At 68.1% G+C, this 17343-nt stretch carries 15 protein-coding genes; 11 read left to right on the top strand and 4 right to left on the bottom strand.

The window, feature by feature from the left end:
* Nucleotides 1-21 precede the first annotated feature (21 nt).
* A complete protein-coding gene (locus ACQUQD_RS10930) occupies nucleotides 22-1911 on the top strand; it encodes an IucA/IucC family protein (RefSeq protein ID WP_428951855.1) in 1890 nt (629 codons plus the stop codon).
* 40 nt (nucleotides 1912-1951) lie between these two features.
* Nucleotides 1952-3925, top strand: a complete 1974-nt coding sequence (locus tag ACQUQD_RS10925) for an ATP-dependent DNA helicase (RefSeq protein ID WP_428951854.1) — start codon at nucleotides 1952-1954, stop codon at nucleotides 3923-3925.
* Nucleotides 3926-4029: 104 nt separating this feature from the next.
* Here ACQUQD_RS10925 and lexA read toward each other — a convergent pair whose 3' ends face one another.
* On the bottom strand, nucleotides 4030-4815 hold the full coding sequence (gene lexA / locus ACQUQD_RS10920; protein ID WP_428951853.1) for a transcriptional repressor LexA: 786 nt from the start codon (nucleotides 4813-4815) through the stop codon (nucleotides 4030-4032).
* Nucleotides 4816-5329: 514 nt separating this feature from the next.
* Here lexA and nrdR point away from each other — a divergent pair.
* Together nrdR and ACQUQD_RS10910 are read left to right on the top strand one after the other, a co-directional pair.
* Nucleotides 5330-5875, top strand: a complete 546-nt coding sequence (gene nrdR, locus ACQUQD_RS10915; RefSeq protein ID WP_428951852.1) for a transcriptional regulator NrdR — start codon at nucleotides 5330-5332, stop codon at nucleotides 5873-5875.
* A 138-nt stretch (nucleotides 5876-6013) separates the two neighbouring features.
* Nucleotides 6014-8920 (top strand): vitamin B12-dependent ribonucleotide reductase, encoded by a 2907-nt coding sequence (locus ACQUQD_RS10910; protein WP_428951851.1) that lies wholly within the window; start codon nucleotides 6014-6016, stop codon nucleotides 8918-8920.
* 62 nt (nucleotides 8921-8982) lie between these two features.
* Here ACQUQD_RS10910 and ACQUQD_RS10905 read toward each other — a convergent pair whose 3' ends face one another.
* Entirely contained in the window at nucleotides 8983-9522 is a 540-nt protein-coding gene (locus tag ACQUQD_RS10905; protein ID WP_428951850.1) for a TerD family protein, read from the bottom strand.
* A gap of 79 nt (nucleotides 9523-9601) precedes the next feature.
* Nucleotides 9602-10558, bottom strand: coding sequence for a DUF1152 domain-containing protein (locus ACQUQD_RS10900; protein WP_428957516.1), 957 nt, complete (start codon nucleotides 10556-10558; stop codon nucleotides 9602-9604).
* A gap of 219 nt (nucleotides 10559-10777) precedes the next feature.
* Between ACQUQD_RS10900 and ACQUQD_RS10895 the strand changes: the two genes are divergently transcribed.
* The 4 genes from ACQUQD_RS10895 to ACQUQD_RS10880 all read left to right on the top strand — a co-directional run bounded on the left by ACQUQD_RS10895 (nucleotide 10778) and on the right by ACQUQD_RS10880 (nucleotide 13375).
* Nucleotides 10778-10918 (top strand): hypothetical protein, encoded by a 141-nt coding sequence (locus ACQUQD_RS10895; RefSeq protein WP_428951849.1) that lies wholly within the window; start codon nucleotides 10778-10780, stop codon nucleotides 10916-10918.
* Nucleotides 10919-11082: 164 nt separating this feature from the next.
* Nucleotides 11083-11688 carry a YdbC family protein gene (locus ACQUQD_RS10890; protein ID WP_428951848.1) on the top strand — a complete coding sequence of 202 codons (606 nt, stop codon included), beginning with the start codon at nucleotides 11083-11085 and terminating at the stop codon, nucleotides 11686-11688.
* Between the two features lie 106 nt (nucleotides 11689-11794).
* Nucleotides 11795-12454, top strand: coding sequence for a histidine phosphatase family protein (locus ACQUQD_RS10885; RefSeq protein ID WP_428951847.1), 660 nt, complete (start codon nucleotides 11795-11797; stop codon nucleotides 12452-12454).
* Between the two features lie 12 nt (nucleotides 12455-12466).
* Nucleotides 12467-13375 (top strand): ADP-ribosylglycohydrolase family protein, encoded by a 909-nt coding sequence (locus tag ACQUQD_RS10880; RefSeq protein ID WP_428951846.1) that lies wholly within the window; start codon nucleotides 12467-12469, stop codon nucleotides 13373-13375.
* Between the two features lie 102 nt (nucleotides 13376-13477).
* Here the strand turns inward: ACQUQD_RS10880 and ACQUQD_RS10875 are convergent, their stop codons facing one another.
* Nucleotides 13478-15034 carry an MFS transporter gene (locus ACQUQD_RS10875; RefSeq protein ID WP_428951845.1) on the bottom strand — a complete coding sequence of 519 codons (1557 nt, stop codon included), beginning with the start codon at nucleotides 15032-15034 and terminating at the stop codon, nucleotides 13478-13480.
* Nucleotides 15035-15179: 145 nt separating this feature from the next.
* Here ACQUQD_RS10875 and ACQUQD_RS10870 point away from each other — a divergent pair, with 145 nt between their 5' ends.
* The 3 genes from ACQUQD_RS10870 to ACQUQD_RS10860 all read left to right on the top strand — a co-directional run bounded on the left by ACQUQD_RS10870 (nucleotide 15180) and on the right by ACQUQD_RS10860 (nucleotide 17263).
* Complete coding sequence (locus ACQUQD_RS10870; protein WP_428957515.1) at nucleotides 15180-15806, top strand: TetR/AcrR family transcriptional regulator; 627 nt, start codon at nucleotides 15180-15182, stop codon at nucleotides 15804-15806.
* Nucleotides 15807-15857: 51 nt separating this feature from the next.
* On the top strand, nucleotides 15858-16559 hold the full coding sequence (locus ACQUQD_RS10865; protein WP_428951844.1) for a ribonuclease HII: 702 nt from the start codon (nucleotides 15858-15860) through the stop codon (nucleotides 16557-16559).
* Nucleotides 16560-16627: 68 nt separating this feature from the next.
* Nucleotides 16628-17263: a hypothetical protein gene (locus ACQUQD_RS10860; RefSeq protein ID WP_428951843.1), complete on the top strand. Its 636-nt coding sequence runs from the start codon at nucleotides 16628-16630 to the stop codon at nucleotides 17261-17263.
* The last annotated feature ends 80 nt before the right edge of the window (nucleotides 17264-17343 follow it).

The following is a 17343-nucleotide window of genomic DNA, read 5'->3' as shown; positions in this document are numbered from 1 at the left end:
GTTCCCTCGCGAGGAGTCCCTGTGCCGAATCCGCCCGTCGCCCCGATTTCCGCAGAGCCGCCCGTGCTGTACGACCCGCCCGAGCTCACGCGTGAGAACTGGGACAGGGCAGGAGCTCGCCTGCTGGCCAAGCTGATCGGCGAATTCGCGTACGAGGAGATCTTCCAGCCGCTGCCTGCCGACCCGGACGCTGCCGCTGCCCCCGGCCGCCATCTCTACACCCTGACCGTCCCGAGCCACGAAGAATCGGATGGCGGACTGGTCCGATTCCGCGCCCGCCGTGGTGCGTACGGCAGTTGGCAGGTCGATCCGGACAGCATCGAGTGGACGGCCGAACCGAGCGCAGCGGATGCCGAGTCCTTCGCTCCGCACGATTCCGGGCCACTCACTGACCCGCTCACCTTCCTCCTGCGCACCAAGCACCTCATCGGCCTCGACGGCACCACCCTCGGCCACCTCATCCGCGAGCTCACCGTCACCCTCGCCGCCGACGCCCGCCTCGACCACACCGCGGTGACCGCGGCGCGGCTCGCCGACCTCGGATACGCCGATCTCGAAGGCCACCAGACCGGCCACCCCTGGATCGTCCTCAACAAGGGCCGCCTCGGGTTCTCGGCAACCGACACATCCCGCTGGGCCCCAGAGGCCCGCCGTCACACCAGCCTCCCCTGGATCGCTGTGCACACCGGCCTCGCCAGCTACCGGGGCGCCTCAGGACTGGAGTCCGCTGACTCCCTCTACTCCCGCGAACTGGACATGTCGACACGGCAGCTGTTCGCCGAGAGCCTGCGCGCACGAGGCCTGGACCCGGCCGTGTACCTCTACCTCCCCGTGCACCCCTGGCAGTGGGACGACATCGTGCTCCCGCTCTTCGCGCCGTCCATCTCCCGGCACGAGATCGTCCCCCTCCCCACCGACGGCGACCTGCGCCTGCCCCAGCAGTCGATTCGCACGTTCCTGAACACCACCCACCCGGAACGGCACACCGTCAAACTGCCGCTGTCCGTTCTCAACACCCTTGTATGGCGCGGTCTCCCGACGGAGCGCACCCTGGCCGCTCCCGCCGTGACCACATGGATGCTCGCACTGCGCGACTCCGACACCTTCCTCAAGGACGAGTGCGGAGTCATCCTGCTGGGCGAAGTCGCCTCAGTGGCCGTTCAGCACCCCTTGTACGACGGGCTCGACGAGGTCCCCTACCAGTACAAGGAGCTGCTCGGAGCGATCTGGCGCGAGCCTGTGACGCGACACCTCGCTCCTGGGGAGCGGGCGCGTACCCTCGCCTCCTTGTCGCACGTCGACCCCCACGGACGTGCGTTCGTGGCAGAACTCGTCGAGCGATCGGGACTCGACCCGAAGGTCTGGCTGCGCAGGCTCTTCGCCGCTCTGCTTCCGCCCCTGCTGCGCTTTCTGTACCGCTACGGAACCGTGTTCTCGCCGCACGGTGAGAACGCCATCGTCGTCTTCGACGACCAGGACGTACCCGTCCGCCTGGCGGTCAAGGACTTCGTGGATGACGTCAATGTCAGCGCCGAACCGCTTCCGGAGCACGCCTCCATGCCCCAGGACGTCCGTGACGTCCTGCTCACCGAGAGTCCCGCGTTCCTGACCCAGTTCATCCACTCCGGGCTCTTCGTCGGCGTCTTCCGGTACCTGGCGCCGCTGTGCGAGGAACAACTGGGAGTGCCGGAAGCGGAGTTCTGGTCGCTGGTGCGCGCGGAGATCGTGCGGCACCACGCCCTCTTCCCGGAGCTGAAGGAGCGGTACGAGATGTTCGACCTGCTCACGCCGGAGATCGAGCGTCTGTGTCTCAACCGCAACCGGCTCCACCTCGACGGCTACCGCGACCGCTCCCACCGCCCGCACGCCGCCGTGCACGGCACCGTCGCCAACCCCTTGCACCAGCCTTGATCGCGGGATTGTCAGTGGTGCCCCTTAGGGTGGTCGAGCTATGACGAAGCCCTCACTCCCCGAGCTCCTGCACGCCGCGGTCACTGCGGTCGGCGGCACCGAGCGCCCTGGCCAGGTGACCATGGCCGAGACCGTCGCCGAGGCGATCGACGACGGCTCCCATCTGCTCGTCCAGGCGGGCACCGGCACCGGAAAGTCACTCGGATACCTGGTGCCGGCCCTGGCCCACGGGGAGCGCGTCGTGGTGGCGACGGCCACGCTCGCCCTCCAGCGCCAGCTCGTCGAGCGGGACCTGCCGCGCACGGTCGACGCCCTGCATCCGCTGCTGCGCCGCCGCCCCGAGTTCGCCATGCTGAAGGGCCGGTCGAACTACTTGTGCCTGCACCGTCTCCACGAGGGCGTCCCGCAGGACGAGGAAGACGGGCTCTTCGACCAGTTCGAGGCGGCCGCGCCGACCAGCAAGCTCGGACAGGACCTGCTGCGCATGCGGGACTGGGCCGACGAGACCGAGACGGGCGACCGGGACGACCTCACGCCCGGCGTCTCGGACCGAGCCTGGTCCCAGGTGTCGGTGTCGTCCAGGGAATGCCTGGGCGCCTCGAAGTGCGCGTACGGACAGGAGTGCTTCGCGGAGATGTCGCGTGAGCGCGCCAAGCTCGCCGACGTCATCGTCACGAACCACGCACTGCTCGCGATCGACGCCATCGAGGGCGCGCCGGTCCTGCCGCAGCACGAGGTCCTGATCGTGGACGAGGCTCACGAGCTGGTGTCCCGGGTGACCGGCGTGGCCACCGGCGAGCTCACGTCCGGCCAGGTCAATCGTGCCGTGCGCCGCGCAGCCAAGCTCGTGAACGAGAAGGCCGCCGATCAGCTCCAGACCGCCGCCGAGGGCTTCGAGCGACTCATGGAGCTGGCCCTGCCCGGCCGCCTCGAGGAGATTCCGGAAGACCTCGGCTATGCGCTGATGGCGCTTCGCGACGCCGCACGCACCGTCATCACCGCCATCGGATCGACGCGGGACAAGTCCGTTCAGGACGAGGACGCCGTACGAAAGCAGGCTCTCGCCTCAGTGGAGACGATCCACGGCGTCGCGGAGCGGATCACGAACGGATCGGAGTGGGACGTCGTCTGGTACGAGCGCCATGACCGGTTCGGGGCGTCGCTGCGCGTGGCGCCCATGTCCGTCTCGGGACTGCTGCGAGAGAAACTCTTCTCCGACCGCTCCGTCACCCTGACATCGGCGACCTTGAAGCTCGGCGGTGACTTCAATGGAGTGGGCGCCTCTCTGGGCCTCGCTCCCGAGGGCACGAAGGGCGACGACCTGCCCGAGTGGAGGGGCATCGACGTCGGCTCGCCGTTCGACTACCCGAAGCAGGGCATCCTCTACGTCGCCAAGCACCTGGCCCGTCCCGCACGCGAAGGCACGCGGAGCGACATGATGGACGAGCTGGCCGAACTGATGCAGGCGGCCGGCGGCAGAACGCTGGGCCTGTTCTCGTCGATGCGCGCCGCCCAGGCGGCGGCTGAGGAACTGCGGACGAGGATTCCCGAGTACCCGATCCTGCTGCAGGGCGAGGACACCCTCGGCGAGCTGATCAAGGGCTTCGCCGCGGACCCGAAGACCTGCTTGTTCGGCACGCTGTCCCTGTGGCAGGGCGTGGACGTACCGGGAGCCGGCTGCCAGCTGGTCGTCATGGACAAAATCCCGTTCCCACGCCCCGACGATCCGCTGATGAGCGCCCGGCAGAAGGCCGTCGAGGACGCCGGCGGCAACGGCTTCATGGCGGTGGCGGCGACGCATGCGGCGCTGCTCATGGCGCAGGGGGCAGGCCGTCTCGTACGCGCCACGGGAGATCGTGGCGTCGTCGCCGTCCTCGACCCCCGCCTGGCGACGGCCCGCTATGGCAGCTATCTGCGCGCCTCGATGCCGGACTTCTGGTACACGACGGACCGGAATCAGGTGCGGCGGTCGCTCGCCGCGATCGACGCGACAGCGAAGGCCGACGACAAGTAGCTCTTCAGCCCTGCGCAGCGATTCGGCTGACCACGGGGCCTGGCGTGGACAGCGCTGGGCCCCGGAACCGGCGCAGTTGGTTCCGGGGCCCGGTCAGGGAGGAGTCACACCCGGCGCAGTACCGCCACCACCTTGCCGAGGATCGTCGCCTCGTCACCGGGGATGGGCTGGTACGCGGCATTGTGGGGGAGCAGCCACACGTGGCCGTCCTCGCGCTTGAAGCGCTTGACGGTCGCCTCGCCGTCGAGCATCGCCGCGACGATGTCACCGTTCTCCGCGACGGGCTGGCGACGGACCGTGACCCAGTCGCCGTCGCAGATCGCGGCTTCGATCATCGAGTCACCGACGACCTTCAGTACGAACAGCTCACCGTCACCGACCAGCTGCCGGGGGAGCGGGAAGACATCCTCGACCGACTCCTCGGCGAGGATCGGACCACCTGCGGCGATACGGCCGACCAAGGGCACATACGAAGCGGCCGGCTTGCCCGTCGTGTCCGTGGGCTGCGCGCTCGGCTGATCCGAGCCGCGAACCTCGTACGCGCGAGGACGGTGCGGGTCGCGGCGCAGGAAACCCTTGCGCTCGAGGGCCATCAGCTGGTGCGCCACCGACGAGGTGCTGGACAGGCCCACCGCCTGACCGATCTCCCGCATCGACGGCGGGTATCCACGGCGCTGCACCGAGTCCCTGATGACCTCGATCACCCGACGCTGGCGGTCGGTGAGCCCCGAGCTGTCCGCGCGGATGCCTGGAGGTCGGCCGGGCAGCGAGCGCCCGGGCTTGGGCCCCTCCTGGCTCATGGCTGCGTCATTCATGGCATGCACCGGCTCGAGTCGGCCCTGGGCGCGGCCCTGGGCAGTGATGGTGGCACTGTCTGCGGTGGTGGTCACGTCGATGGGCCCCTCTCGAGAATGTCTCCCTAGCTAGCCAACGGTAGTTCCTTTCGAAAGGTTGCGCCAAACACACGTTCGAGTGAAAAACCGTAGATTGCTTGTCGTGATCATGTGCCTAGGTGTATGGCCAGCACTCGTACGGAGTGACGATTCGGTTCAATCCGGTACGCTTCACCGCCGGGACCGAGACCCGCTCTGAGGGCTCTCCCAGTCTGCCATCCGCCGCCTCGTCAACCGGGCACCGCCCCCTTTCGCGTGCGTCGTGCCGGTCGAGGGCTGTGGCTCATGAGGTTTCCTTGCCTCGCGCGGCGAACCTGGCCCTGCGACACGCTCTAGGGCTCAAAAAGCGGCCAAACCCCAGATGTAGTGGTTGGATTGCATCAGCAGCCCAGAAGTTGTGGTCCCCGGTCCTTCATGGCCGTGGTCATCGCCTATGCTGGGGGCTGCTTCGAGGGGCGGGATCAGCCTCTCGGGGCTATCGAGTCGTGCCGTGAAGGAGGGTTGGGAGTTCATGCACTGCCCCTTCTGCAGGCATCCCGACAGTCGTGTCGTCGACAGCCGCACCACCGACGACGGCACGTCGATCCGCCGGCGCCGTCAGTGTCCGGACTGCTCCCGTCGTTTCACGACGGTGGAGACATGCTCACTGATGGTGGTCAAGCGGAGCGGGGTGACCGAACCCTTCAGTCGCACCAAGGTCATCAACGGCGTACGCAAGGCGTGCCAGGGGCGCCCGGTGACCGAGGACGCGCTCGCTCTCCTCGGTCAGCGGGTCGAGGAAGCGGTGCGTGCCACCGGGAGCGCCGAATTGACCACCCATGACGTGGGCCTGGCCATACTCGGCCCGCTTCAGGAGCTGGATCTCGTTGCCTACTTGCGGTTCGCGTCCGTGTACCGGGCGTTCGACTCGCTGGAGGACTTCGAGTCCGCGATCGCGGAACTGAGGGAACAAGCGCCCGGCGCGGAGGCGGACGCCGCGGGCGCGGAGCGCGTAGAGAGTGACAGCGGGCCCGGAGGGACTGTGGAAGTCCCCGTGCCCGCCCACGCCGCCGACTGACCGGCCAAGGGCCGGGCGGCGGCGATCCACAGACCTGTTGCGGGCGGCAAGAGCGGCGCCCGCAACACAAGACACACACCGTGCCACGGGAAGAACCAGGCACTTTTGGGCGTTTTAGCCCGGTATATGGGAGGCGGCATGACAGAGACGGCGAGCGGCCCGACACGAGGTTCCCGAGCGAAGGGTTCCAAGGCCACCAAGGGTCTGCGTATCGAGCGCATCCACACCACCCCCGGCGTGCATCCGTACGACGAGGTGGAATGGGCGCGTCGTGACGTCGTCATGACCAACTGGCGCGACGGCTCGGTCAATTTCGAGCAGCGTGGCGTCGAGTTCCCCGAGTTCTGGTCGGTGAACGCGGTCAACATCGTCACCAGCAAGTACTTCCGGGGCGCCGTGGGCACCCCGCAGCGAGAGGTGAGCCTGAAGCAGCTCATCGACCGCATTGTGAAGACGTACCGGAAGGCCGGCGAGGACTACAAGTACTTCGCTTCGCCCGCCGACGCCGAGATCTTCGAGCACGAACTGGCGTACGCCCTCCTGCACCAGATCTTCAGCTTCAACTCGCCGGTGTGGTTCAACGTCGGCACCCCGCAGCCCCAGCAGGTCTCCGCCTGCTTCATCCTTGCCGTCGACGACTCCATGGAGTCGATCCTCGACTGGTACAAGGAAGAGGGCATGATCTTCAAGGGCGGCTCCGGCGCCGGCCTGAACCTCTCCCGGATCCGCTCCTCTAAGGAGCTGCTCTCCTCCGGTGGCAACGCCTCGGGCCCCGTCTCCTTCATGCGCGGTGCCGACGCCTCTGCAGGAACGATCAAGTCGGGTGGCGCCACGCGCCGCGCGGCCAAGATGGTCATCCTCGACGTCGACCACCCCGACATCGAGGACTTCATCGAGACCAAGGTGAAGGAAGAGGAGAAGATCCGCGCCCTGCGCGACGCGGGCTTCGACATGGACCTGGGCGGCGACGACATCACGTCCGTCCAGTACCAGAACGCCAACAACTCGGTCCGTGTGAACGACACGTTCATGAAGGCGGTCGAGGAGGGCGGCAAGTTCGGTCTGACGTCCCGTATGACCGGTGACGTCATCGAGGAGGTCGACGCCAAGTCGCTCTTCCGCAAGATGGCCGAGGCCGCCTGGGCCTGTGCCGACCCCGGCATCCAGTACGACGACACCATCAACCAGTGGCACACGTGCCCGGAGTCCGGCCGGATCAACGGCTCGAACCCGTGCAGCGAGTACATGCACCTGGACAACACGTCCTGCAACCTCGCCTCGCTGAACCTGATGAAGTTCCTGAAGGACGACGGCAAGGGCCACCAGTCCTTCGACGTCGAGCGCTTCTCGAAGGTCGTCGAGCTGGTCATCACCGCGATGGACATCTCGATCTGCTTCGCGGACTTCCCGACCCAGAAGATCGGCGAGAACACCCGCGCCTTCCGTCAGCTCGGCATCGGCTACGCGAACCTGGGCGCCCTGCTCATGGCGACCGGCCACGCCTACGACTCCGACGGCGGCCGCGCTCTCGCCGGCGCCGTCACGTCGCTGATGACGGGTACGTCCTACAAGCGCTCCGCGGAGCTCGCGGCGGTCGTCGGCCCGTACGACGGCTACGCCAAGAACGCCACCCCGCACCAGCGCGTCATGAAGCAGCACGCCGACGCCAACTCCGTGGCCGTCCGTGTCGACGACCTGGACACGCCGATCTGGGCCGCCGCCACGGAGGCCTGGCAGGACGTGATCCGCCTCGGGGAGAAGAACGGTTTCCGTAACTCCCAGGCGTCCGTCATCGCGCCGACCGGCACCATCGGTCTCGCGATGTCCTGCGACACCACCGGCCTCGAGCCCGACCTCGCCCTGGTCAAGTTCAAGAAGCTGGTCGGCGGCGGCTCGATGCAGATCGTCAACGGCACCGTGCCGCAGGCCCTGCGCCGCCTGGGTTACCAGGAGGAGCAGATCGAGGCGATCGTCGCCCACATCGCCGACAACGGCAACGTGGTCGACGCCCCGGGCCTGAAGACCGAGCACTACGAGGTCTTCGACTGCGCCATGGGCGAGCGCTCCATCTCCGCGATGGGCCACGTCCGCATGATGGCCGCGATCCAGCCCTGGATCTCCGGCGCCCTCTCCAAGACCGTCAACCTGCCGGAGACGGCGACGGTCGAGGACGTCGAGGAGGTCTACTTCGAGGCCTGGAAGATGGGCGTCAAGGCGCTCGCCATCTACCGCGACAACTGCAAGGTCGGCCAGCCCCTCTCCGCCAAGACCAAGGAGAAGGAGAAGGCCGAGGTCACGGAGAAGGCCGAGGCGGAGATCCGCAAGGCGGTCGAGAAGGTCGTCGAGTACCGCCCGGTCCGCAAGCGTCTCCCCAAGGGCCGTCCCGGCATCACCACCTCCTTCACGGTGGGCGGCGCCGAGGGCTACATGACCGCCAACTCCTACCCGGACGACGGTCTCGGTGAGGTCTTCCTGAAGATGTCCAAGCAGGGCTCCACCCTCGCGGGCATGATGGACGCCTTCTCCATCGCCGTCTCCGTGGGTCTGCAGTACGGCGTGCCGCTCGAGACGTACGTCTCGAAGTTCACGAACATGCGCTTCGAGCCGGCCGGTATGACGGACGACCCGGACGTGCGGATGGCGCAGTCGATCGTCGACTACATCTTCCGTCGCCTGGCGCTCGACTTCCTGCCGTTCGAGACGCGCTCCGCGCTCGGCATCCACTCCGCCGAGGAGCGTCAGCGTCACCTTGAGACGGGCTCCTACGAGCCCTCCGAGGACGAGGTCGACGTCGAGGGGCTGGCGCAGTCGGCGCCCGTCCAGACGCTGCAGGCTGAGTCCCTGAAGGCCGTCGAGACGCCGAAGGCCGAGGCCGCCACCGCGCAGCCCGCCCCGAAGCAGGCGCACACCAGCGCCGAGCTCGTCGAGATGCAGCTGGGCATCCAGGCCGACGCCCCGCTCTGCTTCTCCTGCGGTACGAAGATGCAGCGCGCCGGCTCCTGCTACATCTGCGAGGGCTGCGGCTCGACCAGCGGTTGCAGCTGATCGCCTGATCCGAAGGGGCGGCGGGACCACTACGGTTCCGCCGCCCCTTCGGCGTCGGCGGGCTAGAGGCTGCCCATCGCGACGGCGAACGAGGCGAGGTCGCCGTCGAAGCCGCGGACGACTTCCTGGAACGACCACTCGCCGTCGGCGTCCCGGGTGAACTCGGCGATCGTGGTCGCCGAACTGCCGCCCACCGCGGAGAGGTCGTGCTGCGACAGGTCGGTGTAGCCCTCCCGTATCCGTACGGCCGTGTTCGCCACGTCCCGGAACACCGTGGTCTGCCCGGCCGGCTGTTGTTCGCTCTGCTGTATGGCGACGCCCACGACCACGCGTGCGTACCGGTCCGCCAGCCGATCCAGCTCGAGCGTCATCACCTCGTCGAAACCGAGTCCCATCCCGGTTCTGCTGTCCCGGTTGAGGGTGATGGTCCCGTCGGGGGAGCGGCTGTCGAAGTGGACGACATAGGCGGGGCTGCCGTGCGGGTCGTCACCCGTGTACGTCGCGGCGATGAGGTCCAGGTCGTGGGGAAGCGAGCCCAACGGGCTCGGGTCCCACTTCAGGCCGACTTCGATCTTCTCGATCCCCTTGCGGAGGCTGCTCACCGAACTCCCCCTTCTCGGTGCAATGTTGAGTGCTACAGACACGCTACGTGGTCCCACTGACACCGCGCGGCCGTACCCGTCAGTGCGGGATGCGGCGGGGCGGCCGGGTGGATGTCTCCTCACGGAAGGACTCGATGGCACTGCTCACCTGCCGGATGAGGTGGGTGTCCTCGATGCGGTCCAGATACTGGCAGTGCCGTGCCACCCCCTCGAGTTCGAACGCGAAGTAGAGCGCCATCAGAGGATTGATGAACAGCTCACTGCCGCGGGTGCGCGCCGTGAACTGCACGTCTCCGAAAGCGCCTTGGACCGCGGCCGCGATCGATCCGTTGACGATGCTCGGATGGGCAGGCGTGTGTTCCTGCGCATGGGCGACAGCGTCCACGAACAGGGCGCCCTCCTTTGATGCGCGGGACAGCGAAAAGGCACCCAAGTAGTCGCCCGACCGCTCCAGAGCTGCGATGTTCTCCAGGACCAGTCCGTGACTGACCCCGTGGTACGCGTCGACTCCGAACCCGAGGGAGAGGACGAGTCGTGCGGGACCTTCGATACGCGCGAGCGCGGCCACGCTCGTGAGGTCCTCCTCGGGTGTGCCGAGACCTGATTCGTCACCCCGCATCAGGATGTCCGTGCCCCCGTCCACCAGGACCACCGCGTCGATGTCGTACTGCTCGATCAGCGACTTGTAGGCGGCGCGCAGCGGCTGCACGCCCACGCGCGCGAGGGCGTGCACCGTGTCGGGATAGCCGTGCAGGCGCAGCCATTGAGCGAGGGTGCGCTCGGGGAAGTAGGTCTGGTGAGGCGCCGAGTCCGGCGTCACCCGTGCCACGTCCGGGGCTGTCCAGGCGTCCGACGGCAGCCCCTCGACCGCGCTGAACGTCAGATTGGCCAGTTGGACTTCCTTGCCTTCATGGAGGAGGGAGAGGGCTATGGGCAGGCCCGCGTAGATGTCGAAACCACCGCCCGCGCCTGCGACGAGGACACGCTGTGCGTCGGCCAGTCGTGCCGAAACCGGGTTGGTGAAGAGCGCCGTCATGTCGATCATTGTGGAATGACCTGGAGCGCGGAAGTACTGGATATTGAGGCCCAGTTGCCGCGGATCGGCTTCAAGGGAGACCTGGAGGCGGATGGGGAGACGCTCCGAGGCTTGTGCCGTGCCCTTGTAGCCCATGCAGTGGCGATTCCGTTCGAGAATCCGGAAATGCTGCTGAGCAGGCCGACACCCCTTGATCTGGCCTTTCTGTAGAACAAGTTGGTGCAAAAGCGCCGTGGCGGCCACGGCTATGAGCGCGACCTGTTGTTCGCAGCCGTACTGGAGCAAATGGGCTTTCCTGCGTGCGAGCGAGGAGTTGCTCTGCGATGTCGGATTAGGTGCGGCCGGGGCTGCGAGAGCTGATTCTCGGTCCACGGGGCGAACGGAACGTTCAGGCGAGCGAGTTGAGGACGTTTCTCGATCGTTAGTTCGGGTTCGAGTTGAGCGTCGGGATCCCGCCGAGTTGCTGCGCGTGCACTACACCGGAGAGTGGCCCCGCTTCATGCGCCGCGCCGTACGATGGCGCGGTGCTGGTCAAGTGGATTCGCTGCACTGTGGTGGACCGTCGGGGGTTCGAGCGAGGGCAGCGGAAATGGGCGGGGCTCCTTGGGGAGCCGGGGTTCCGGGGGCAGGGCGGTGGCTGGAGCAGAAAACGGCCCGACGTGGCCCATGTCTTCGGTTTCTGGGAGAGCCGTGCCTTTTACGACTCCTTCATGGCGCGGTCCCACGACCGGCTCGCGGCGGCGCAGTCGGGGACGTACAAGGGCATTCAAACGAAGCTGTTCGACCACCGCTTCGATGTGAAGACCGGCTTCGAGCCGCGGTTCACGGACGCGGATGTCGTACGGGTCGCGCACTGCCAGGTGAATGCCGAGCGGGCGGAGCACTTCACGTTGATGCAGCAGAAGGTCTGGAACCCGGCCATGGCCGGCTCGCCCGGGATGGTCCGTGGCCTCTTCGGGGAGGCCCCGGGCGACGAGTTCCTGGTCCTCTCGATGTGGCAGTCGGCCGCCGAGCACGGTAAGTACCAGGTCGACCGGGTGGAGCGGCTGTCCCTGAGAGCCCAGATCGAGGCCGACGTGGCCGCCATCACCGGTGACATCGTGAAGCTGGAGCCGACCTGGACCGTGTGAGGCCCCGACCACGCGCGCGTGCCATCGTGCGCTGCCATGCCATGTCTACGCCGGATGGAGCCCGTACGGGTGCTCGGACCCGGCCGATTCGATCTAGGGTCGTGGCATGGCACGACCGCGGCGCATCGTTCTTGTCCGACACGGCGAATCCGAGGGAAACGCCGATGACACCGTGTACGAGCGTGAGCCCGACCATGCCCTGGCGCTGACCGAGACGGGGTGGAGGCAGGCCGATGAGACGGGGCAAGAGCTGCGGGAGCTGTTCGGCCGCGAGCGGGTGAGCGTCTACGTCTCGCCGTACCGGCGTACCCATGAGACGTTCCGGGCGTTCCGTCTCGACCCCGAGCTCGTCCGGGTGCGGGAGGAGCCTCGCCTCAGGGAGCAGGACTGGGGGAACTGGCAGGACCGCGACGACGTACGGCTCCAGAAGGCCTACCGCGACGCCTACGGGCACTTCTTCTACCGCTTCGCGCAGGGAGAATCCGGGGCGGATGTGTACGACCGGGTGGGGGCGTTCCTGGAGAGCCTGTACCGCAGCTTCGAAGAGCCCGACCATCCGCCGAACGTGCTGCTCGTGACCCACGGCCTGACCATGCGGCTGTTCTGTATGCGCTGGTTCCACTGGAGCGTCGCGGATTTCGAATCACTGTCGAATCCCGGGAACGCCGAGACGCGGGCGCTCGTTCTCGGGGAGAACGGCAAATACGAACTGAACCGGCCATTCGAACGATGGTGCGACCCTAGGCCCTATGGGGTCACCGGATAGAGTGGCAGGGCGATGACCGCTGATTCCTCTCCCGACGGGCGCTTGGACCGCGCCTTGTCCAGCCTGCGCGGACTTTCCGTGGGCGATGCGCTGGGGTCGCAGTTCTTCGTCCCGGCGAACTATCCGCTGCTCAAGCGCCGCGCCGTTCCGGACGGCACCTGGCAGTGGACCGACGACACCGAGATGGCATGCTCCGTGGTGGCCGTCCTCGCTGCTCACGACCGTATCGACCAGGACGAACTCGCGCGTTCGTTCGCCGAGCGCCACGACTTCGACCGTGGGTACGGCCCCGCTGTGAACCGGCTGCTGCGGCAGATCCGGGAAGGCGGCGACTGGCGGATGCTCGCGTCCGCGCTGTTCAAGGGGCAGGGCTCGTGGGGCAACGGCGCGGCGATGCGCATCGCGCCGCTCGGCGCCTACTACGCCGACGACCCCGAGCAGGCCACGCACCAGGCCGAGATCTCCGCGTATCCCACGCATCAGCACCGTGAGGCCGTCGTCGGCGCGATGGCCGTGGCCGCCGCCGCGGCGCTGGTGGCCGATCCTGCGGGGCCGCCGAGCCCGCGGGACCTGCTGGACGGCGTGATCGCCCTCGTGCCGCGCAGCGCGGTGGGAGCGGGCCTGCGCCGGGCCAAGGATATGCTCGACTACGGCGACCCGGCCACTGTGGCCGCGGTGCTCGGGTGCGGTCGGCGGACGTCCGCGCATGACACCGTGCCGTTCGCCCTGTGGTCCGCGGCGCGCGGGCTCGGAGACTTCGAGCGGGCCTTCTGGAGCACCGCCCAGGTGGGCGGCGACATGGACACGACCTGCGCGATCGTGGGCGGCGTCGTCGCTTCGGGCAAGGATGGAGGGCCGCCGGCCGACTGGCTGGAGCGGACCGAGGCGCTTCCGGAGTGGGCGCCGACCTCGTCGGTCTGACGCACCGCACCCTTCTGCCTTTGATGAGCGACCGGCATCGTGGATGCCGGGCCGTGCCTCGCTGTGCACAGTGACCCGGCATCCACGTACTCGGCAGGGCCCTCAGCCCCCGGACGGCCCTGCAGCGCTCGCTGTGCCGGAGAGCGCCTCGAGGTCGCTTTTGCGGACCTTGATCACCAGCAAGGCGACCACCACGGCGAGGACGGCCATGGCCGCCGCTGGGATGAACGCCGTGGAGATGCCGTGTGCCAAGATCTCGTGGCTCCACGGCGCTGGCAGCTCGTGGGTCCTGGCGAACTCGGCCTTCTGTTCGGGCGATGCGTTGGCCATGAAGTCGGCCGCCTGGGTCTTGGCCTCGTCACGGCTCGCCGTACCGAAGACGGTCGTCAGAATGGACAACCCCAGCGAACCGCCCACCTGCTGCGTCGTGTTCAGCAGCCCCGAAGCCGCCCCCGCCTCGTGCGGGGCCACTCCGGAGACCGCGGTGAGAGTCACCGTCACGAAGTTCAGGCCCATACCGAAGGCGAAGATCAGCATCGGGCCGAGGATCCCGCCCACGTAGGAGCTGTCAGGGCTGATCAGCGCCTGCCAGGCGAGCCCGACGGCCACCAGGGCCGAACCGCCCACCAGGAAGGGCTTCGGTCCCAGGACCGGTAGGAACCGCTGCGACAGACCGGCGCCGACCGCGATCGCAGCCGTCACCGGCAGGAAGGCGAGACCTGCCTCGATCGGCGAGTAGCCCAGCACGTTCTGTACGAACAGGACGATGAAGAAGAACATGCCGAGCATGGCCGCGGCGAGACTCAACATGATCACGTACGTGCCCGACCGGTTGCGGTCGGCGAACATCTTCAGCGGGGTGATCGGTTCCTTGGCCCGGCTCTCGATGGCCACGAACGCCACCAGAAGCGCGACGGCGGCGCCGAACGATCCGAGGGTCAGGTTGTCCCGCCAGCCCTCCTCGGACGCACGGATGAAGCCGTACACGAGGGCCGCCATGCCGAGCGTGGACGTCAGCGCCCCGGAGATGTCGAAACGTCCCGGGTGACGCTCCGACTCGTTGATGTACCTCGGTGCGAGGACCGCGATCAGAATGCCGATGGGTACGTTCACGAACAGCACCCAGCGCCAGTCCAGCCACTCCGTCAGCATGCCGCCGGCCAGGAGGCCGACGGCGCCGCCGCCCGCCGAGACCGCGGCGAAGACCCCGAACGCGCGGTTCCGTTCCGGTCCTTCGGGGAACGTGGTGGTGATGAGTGCCAGTGAAGTGGGCGACGCGATCGCGCCACCGACGCCCTGAAGGGCGCGCGCTGTCAGCAACTGCCACGGTTCCTGGGCGAGTCCGCCGAGGAGGGAGGCGAAGGTGAACAGCAGGATGCCGGTCATGAAGACCCGGCGACGGCCGAGGATGTCACCGGCGCGGCCGCCGAGAAGCAGCAGGCCGCCGAAGGTGAGGGTGTAGGCGCTGACCACCCAAGTGAGGTCGGTGGTCGAGAATTTGAGAGCGTCCTGAATGTGCGGGAGCGCGATGTTCACAATCGTCGCGTCGAGGACCACCATGAGTTGGCAGGCGGCGATGACGGTCAGGGCGATGCCGGGGTGCCCCTCCCGGCGGGCCGCTCCCGGTTTCTGATCTTGCGTTAACTGAGAGGTTGTCACTATGGATCCCCCACGGGCGTATTAGTGAACGATCCCGTTCACTGTCGCGTCAACGGTAGTGAGTCCCCTTCAGTGAACGCAACCGTTCACTGAACTTGTTGCCGTGCGTTGTTCACCGCTCGACCTGCTCAACGGAGAGATGACGATGGTTACTTCGCGCTGGACGGCCGCCTCCGCTCAGTCGGCCGCCTCCATGCGCAGGCGTGGTCCCGTGCTCGAACGGGCCATCCTGGACGCCGCGCTGGATCAGCTCAGTACGGTCGGCTGGAACGGTCTCACCATGGAAGGTGTCGCCGCGGGCGCACAGACGGGCAAGGCCGCGGTGTACCGGCGCTGGCCCTCCAAGGAGGACCTCGTGGTCGACGCCCTCCAGGCCGGACTGCCCAAACTGGACTCCGCTCCGGATCTCGGGGGAGTACGCGAGGACCTGTTGGAGCTGTGCCGGCAGATGCGGGCGGCCATGTACTCGCGGCCCGGTTTTGCGGTGCGCTCCGTGCTTCACGAGTGCGACACCTTGACGGCCGAGCGCTTTCACGGCGTGATCATCGAGGGTGTCGTCGAGCCCAGTGTGCAGCTGATCAAGGAAGTCGTACGTCGTGGGATCGAGCGCGGTGAGGTGCGCCCTGACGCCGCGGACGCCGCGGTGTGCGACGTCATTCCCGCACTGATGATGTACCGCTCCAAGGTGTGCGGAAGCGAATGGGAAGAGGTGGATCTGGTGGAGATGGTCGACCAGGTGATGGTGCCCCTGCTGCGGCGGCACGCGGGCTGAGCCCGGCCGGGTGTCGCGGCGGGGCGTCGGCGGCGTACGCTGTGTGCCGCCATGCCGTACGAACCACCCACCCACGCCGTCGAGCGCTCACTGCGCGCCACCACCGGAGCCAAGATCGTCGCCGGTGTCGACGAGGTCGGCCGCGGCGCCTGGGCGGGCCCGGTCACCGTCTGTGCCGCTGTCACGGGCCTGCGCCGCCCGCCCGAGGGGCTCACCGACTCCAAGCTGATCAGCCCCAAGCGTCGCGAGACGCTCGCGGAGGAGCTGGAGAGCTGGGTCACCGCGCACGCCCTCGGTCACGCCTCGCACGAGGAGATCGATGATCTGGGGATGACGGCGGCGCTCCGTCTCGCCGCCGTGCGTGCCCTGGAAGGGCTGCCGGTGCGGCCGGACGCCGTCATTCTCGACGGGAAGCACGACTATTTGGGTGCCCCCTGGCAGGTCCGTACGGTGATCAAGGGGGACCGTTCCTGCATCGCCGTCGCCGCGGCCTCGGTGATCGCCAAGGTCCGCCGCGACAAAATGATGGCCGAACTGGGTATCGACCATGCAGACTTCGGGTTTGCGGCCAACGCCGGATACCCGTCGCCGGTGCATCGCGCCGCGTTGGAGGAGCGGGGGCCCACCCCGCACCACCGGCTTTCGTGGGCGTATCTTGATGCGCTGCCCCAGTGGCGGCACCTCAAGAAGGCCCGCAGCTGGGCGGACGCAAGCGTTCCGGAGATCGAGGGCCAGCTCGGCTTCGACTTCTGACCGCTGTGCTCGCACCTATGTGCCACCCGCCGATGCGAGTCGCACCTGCGTTTGATAAATATCAGCTCATGCCTCTCATTCCCGAGGAGCCTCAGATTCACGAGAGTGCCCAGGGTCCCCGCGCCACGCCGGCCAGTGGCCGTACCGCGCCGACCCCTCGTCCCGTACCCGGCCCGCGTCCCGCGGCGCCGCCGCGACCCGGCCGCCCGGGTCCCGCAAGGCCCGCGCCGCCCGCGCAGCGCACCCCGCGCGAGTCGGCTCCCGCCGCCAAGCCGGGGCCGAAGGCCCCTGCCGTCCCGTCGACTTCGGCGTCTCAGCCGCAGCTCCAGCTCATCCCGGCCTCGGCCGAGGGCGCGCTGGACGCCGCGGAGGAAGCCGTCGATCTGCTGCTCGACTCCGGTCGTGCGCCCGGCGACATCCTGGTGATCACCACGGGTGAGCCGCACCTGTGGGCCGCTCACGAGCTGTCGTTCGGCGAGAACGCCTACTGGACGCAGCACGATGCGGGCGACGACGTCTTCTACGCCGACGCCTCCGCCCTGGACCGTGCCGCGTCGCGCCCGGTGGTCGTCGTCGCCGTGAACGGCGGCGCCGACCAGACGGCCACGACGGCGCTGCCGCTGGCACTCGGCAGGGCCGGTGCCCTGCTGATCGTGTGCGGCGACCCGCAGCGCGTCAACACGCTGCTCGGCGCCGGGGTCTGACGTACCGCTTGCCGGCTGCCCGCACCGCTCGTCGGTGTCCGGGGAGTCCGGCAGGCCGGTGCGCGACCGCGGCGATGCGG

Origin of the sequence: Streptomyces sp. cg35, assembly GCF_050410835.1 — a bacterium.
Lineage (GTDB): Bacteria > Actinomycetota > Actinomycetes > Streptomycetales > Streptomycetaceae > Streptomyces.
This window is presented reverse-complemented; position numbering and strand designations above follow the sequence as displayed.

What these genes read in the sequence shown, in the direction of transcription:
- ACQUQD_RS10925 (WP_428951854.1), top strand. Translation starts at nt 1,952, where the DNA reads ATGACGAAGCCCTCACTCCCCGAGCTCCTGCACGCCGCGGTCACTGCG.
- nrdR (WP_428951852.1), top strand. Translation starts at nt 5,330, where the DNA reads ATGCACTGCCCCTTCTGCAGGCATCCCGACAGTCGTGTCGTCGACAGC.
- ACQUQD_RS10910 (WP_428951851.1), top strand. Translation starts at nt 6,014, where the DNA reads ATGACAGAGACGGCGAGCGGCCCGACACGAGGTTCCCGAGCGAAGGGT.
- ACQUQD_RS10900 (WP_428957516.1), bottom strand. Translation starts at nt 10,558, where the DNA reads ATGACGGCGCTCTTCACCAACCCGGTTTCGGCACGACTGGCCGACGCA.
- ACQUQD_RS10885 (WP_428951847.1), top strand. Translation starts at nt 11,795, where the DNA reads ATGGCACGACCGCGGCGCATCGTTCTTGTCCGACACGGCGAATCCGAG.
- ACQUQD_RS10880 (WP_428951846.1), top strand. Translation starts at nt 12,467, where the DNA reads ATGACCGCTGATTCCTCTCCCGACGGGCGCTTGGACCGCGCCTTGTCC.
- ACQUQD_RS10870 (WP_428957515.1), top strand. Translation starts at nt 15,180, where the DNA reads ATGGTTACTTCGCGCTGGACGGCCGCCTCCGCTCAGTCGGCCGCCTCC.
- ACQUQD_RS10865 (WP_428951844.1), top strand. Translation starts at nt 15,858, where the DNA reads ATGCCGTACGAACCACCCACCCACGCCGTCGAGCGCTCACTGCGCGCC.
- ACQUQD_RS10860 (WP_428951843.1), top strand. Translation starts at nt 16,628, where the DNA reads ATGCCTCTCATTCCCGAGGAGCCTCAGATTCACGAGAGTGCCCAGGGT.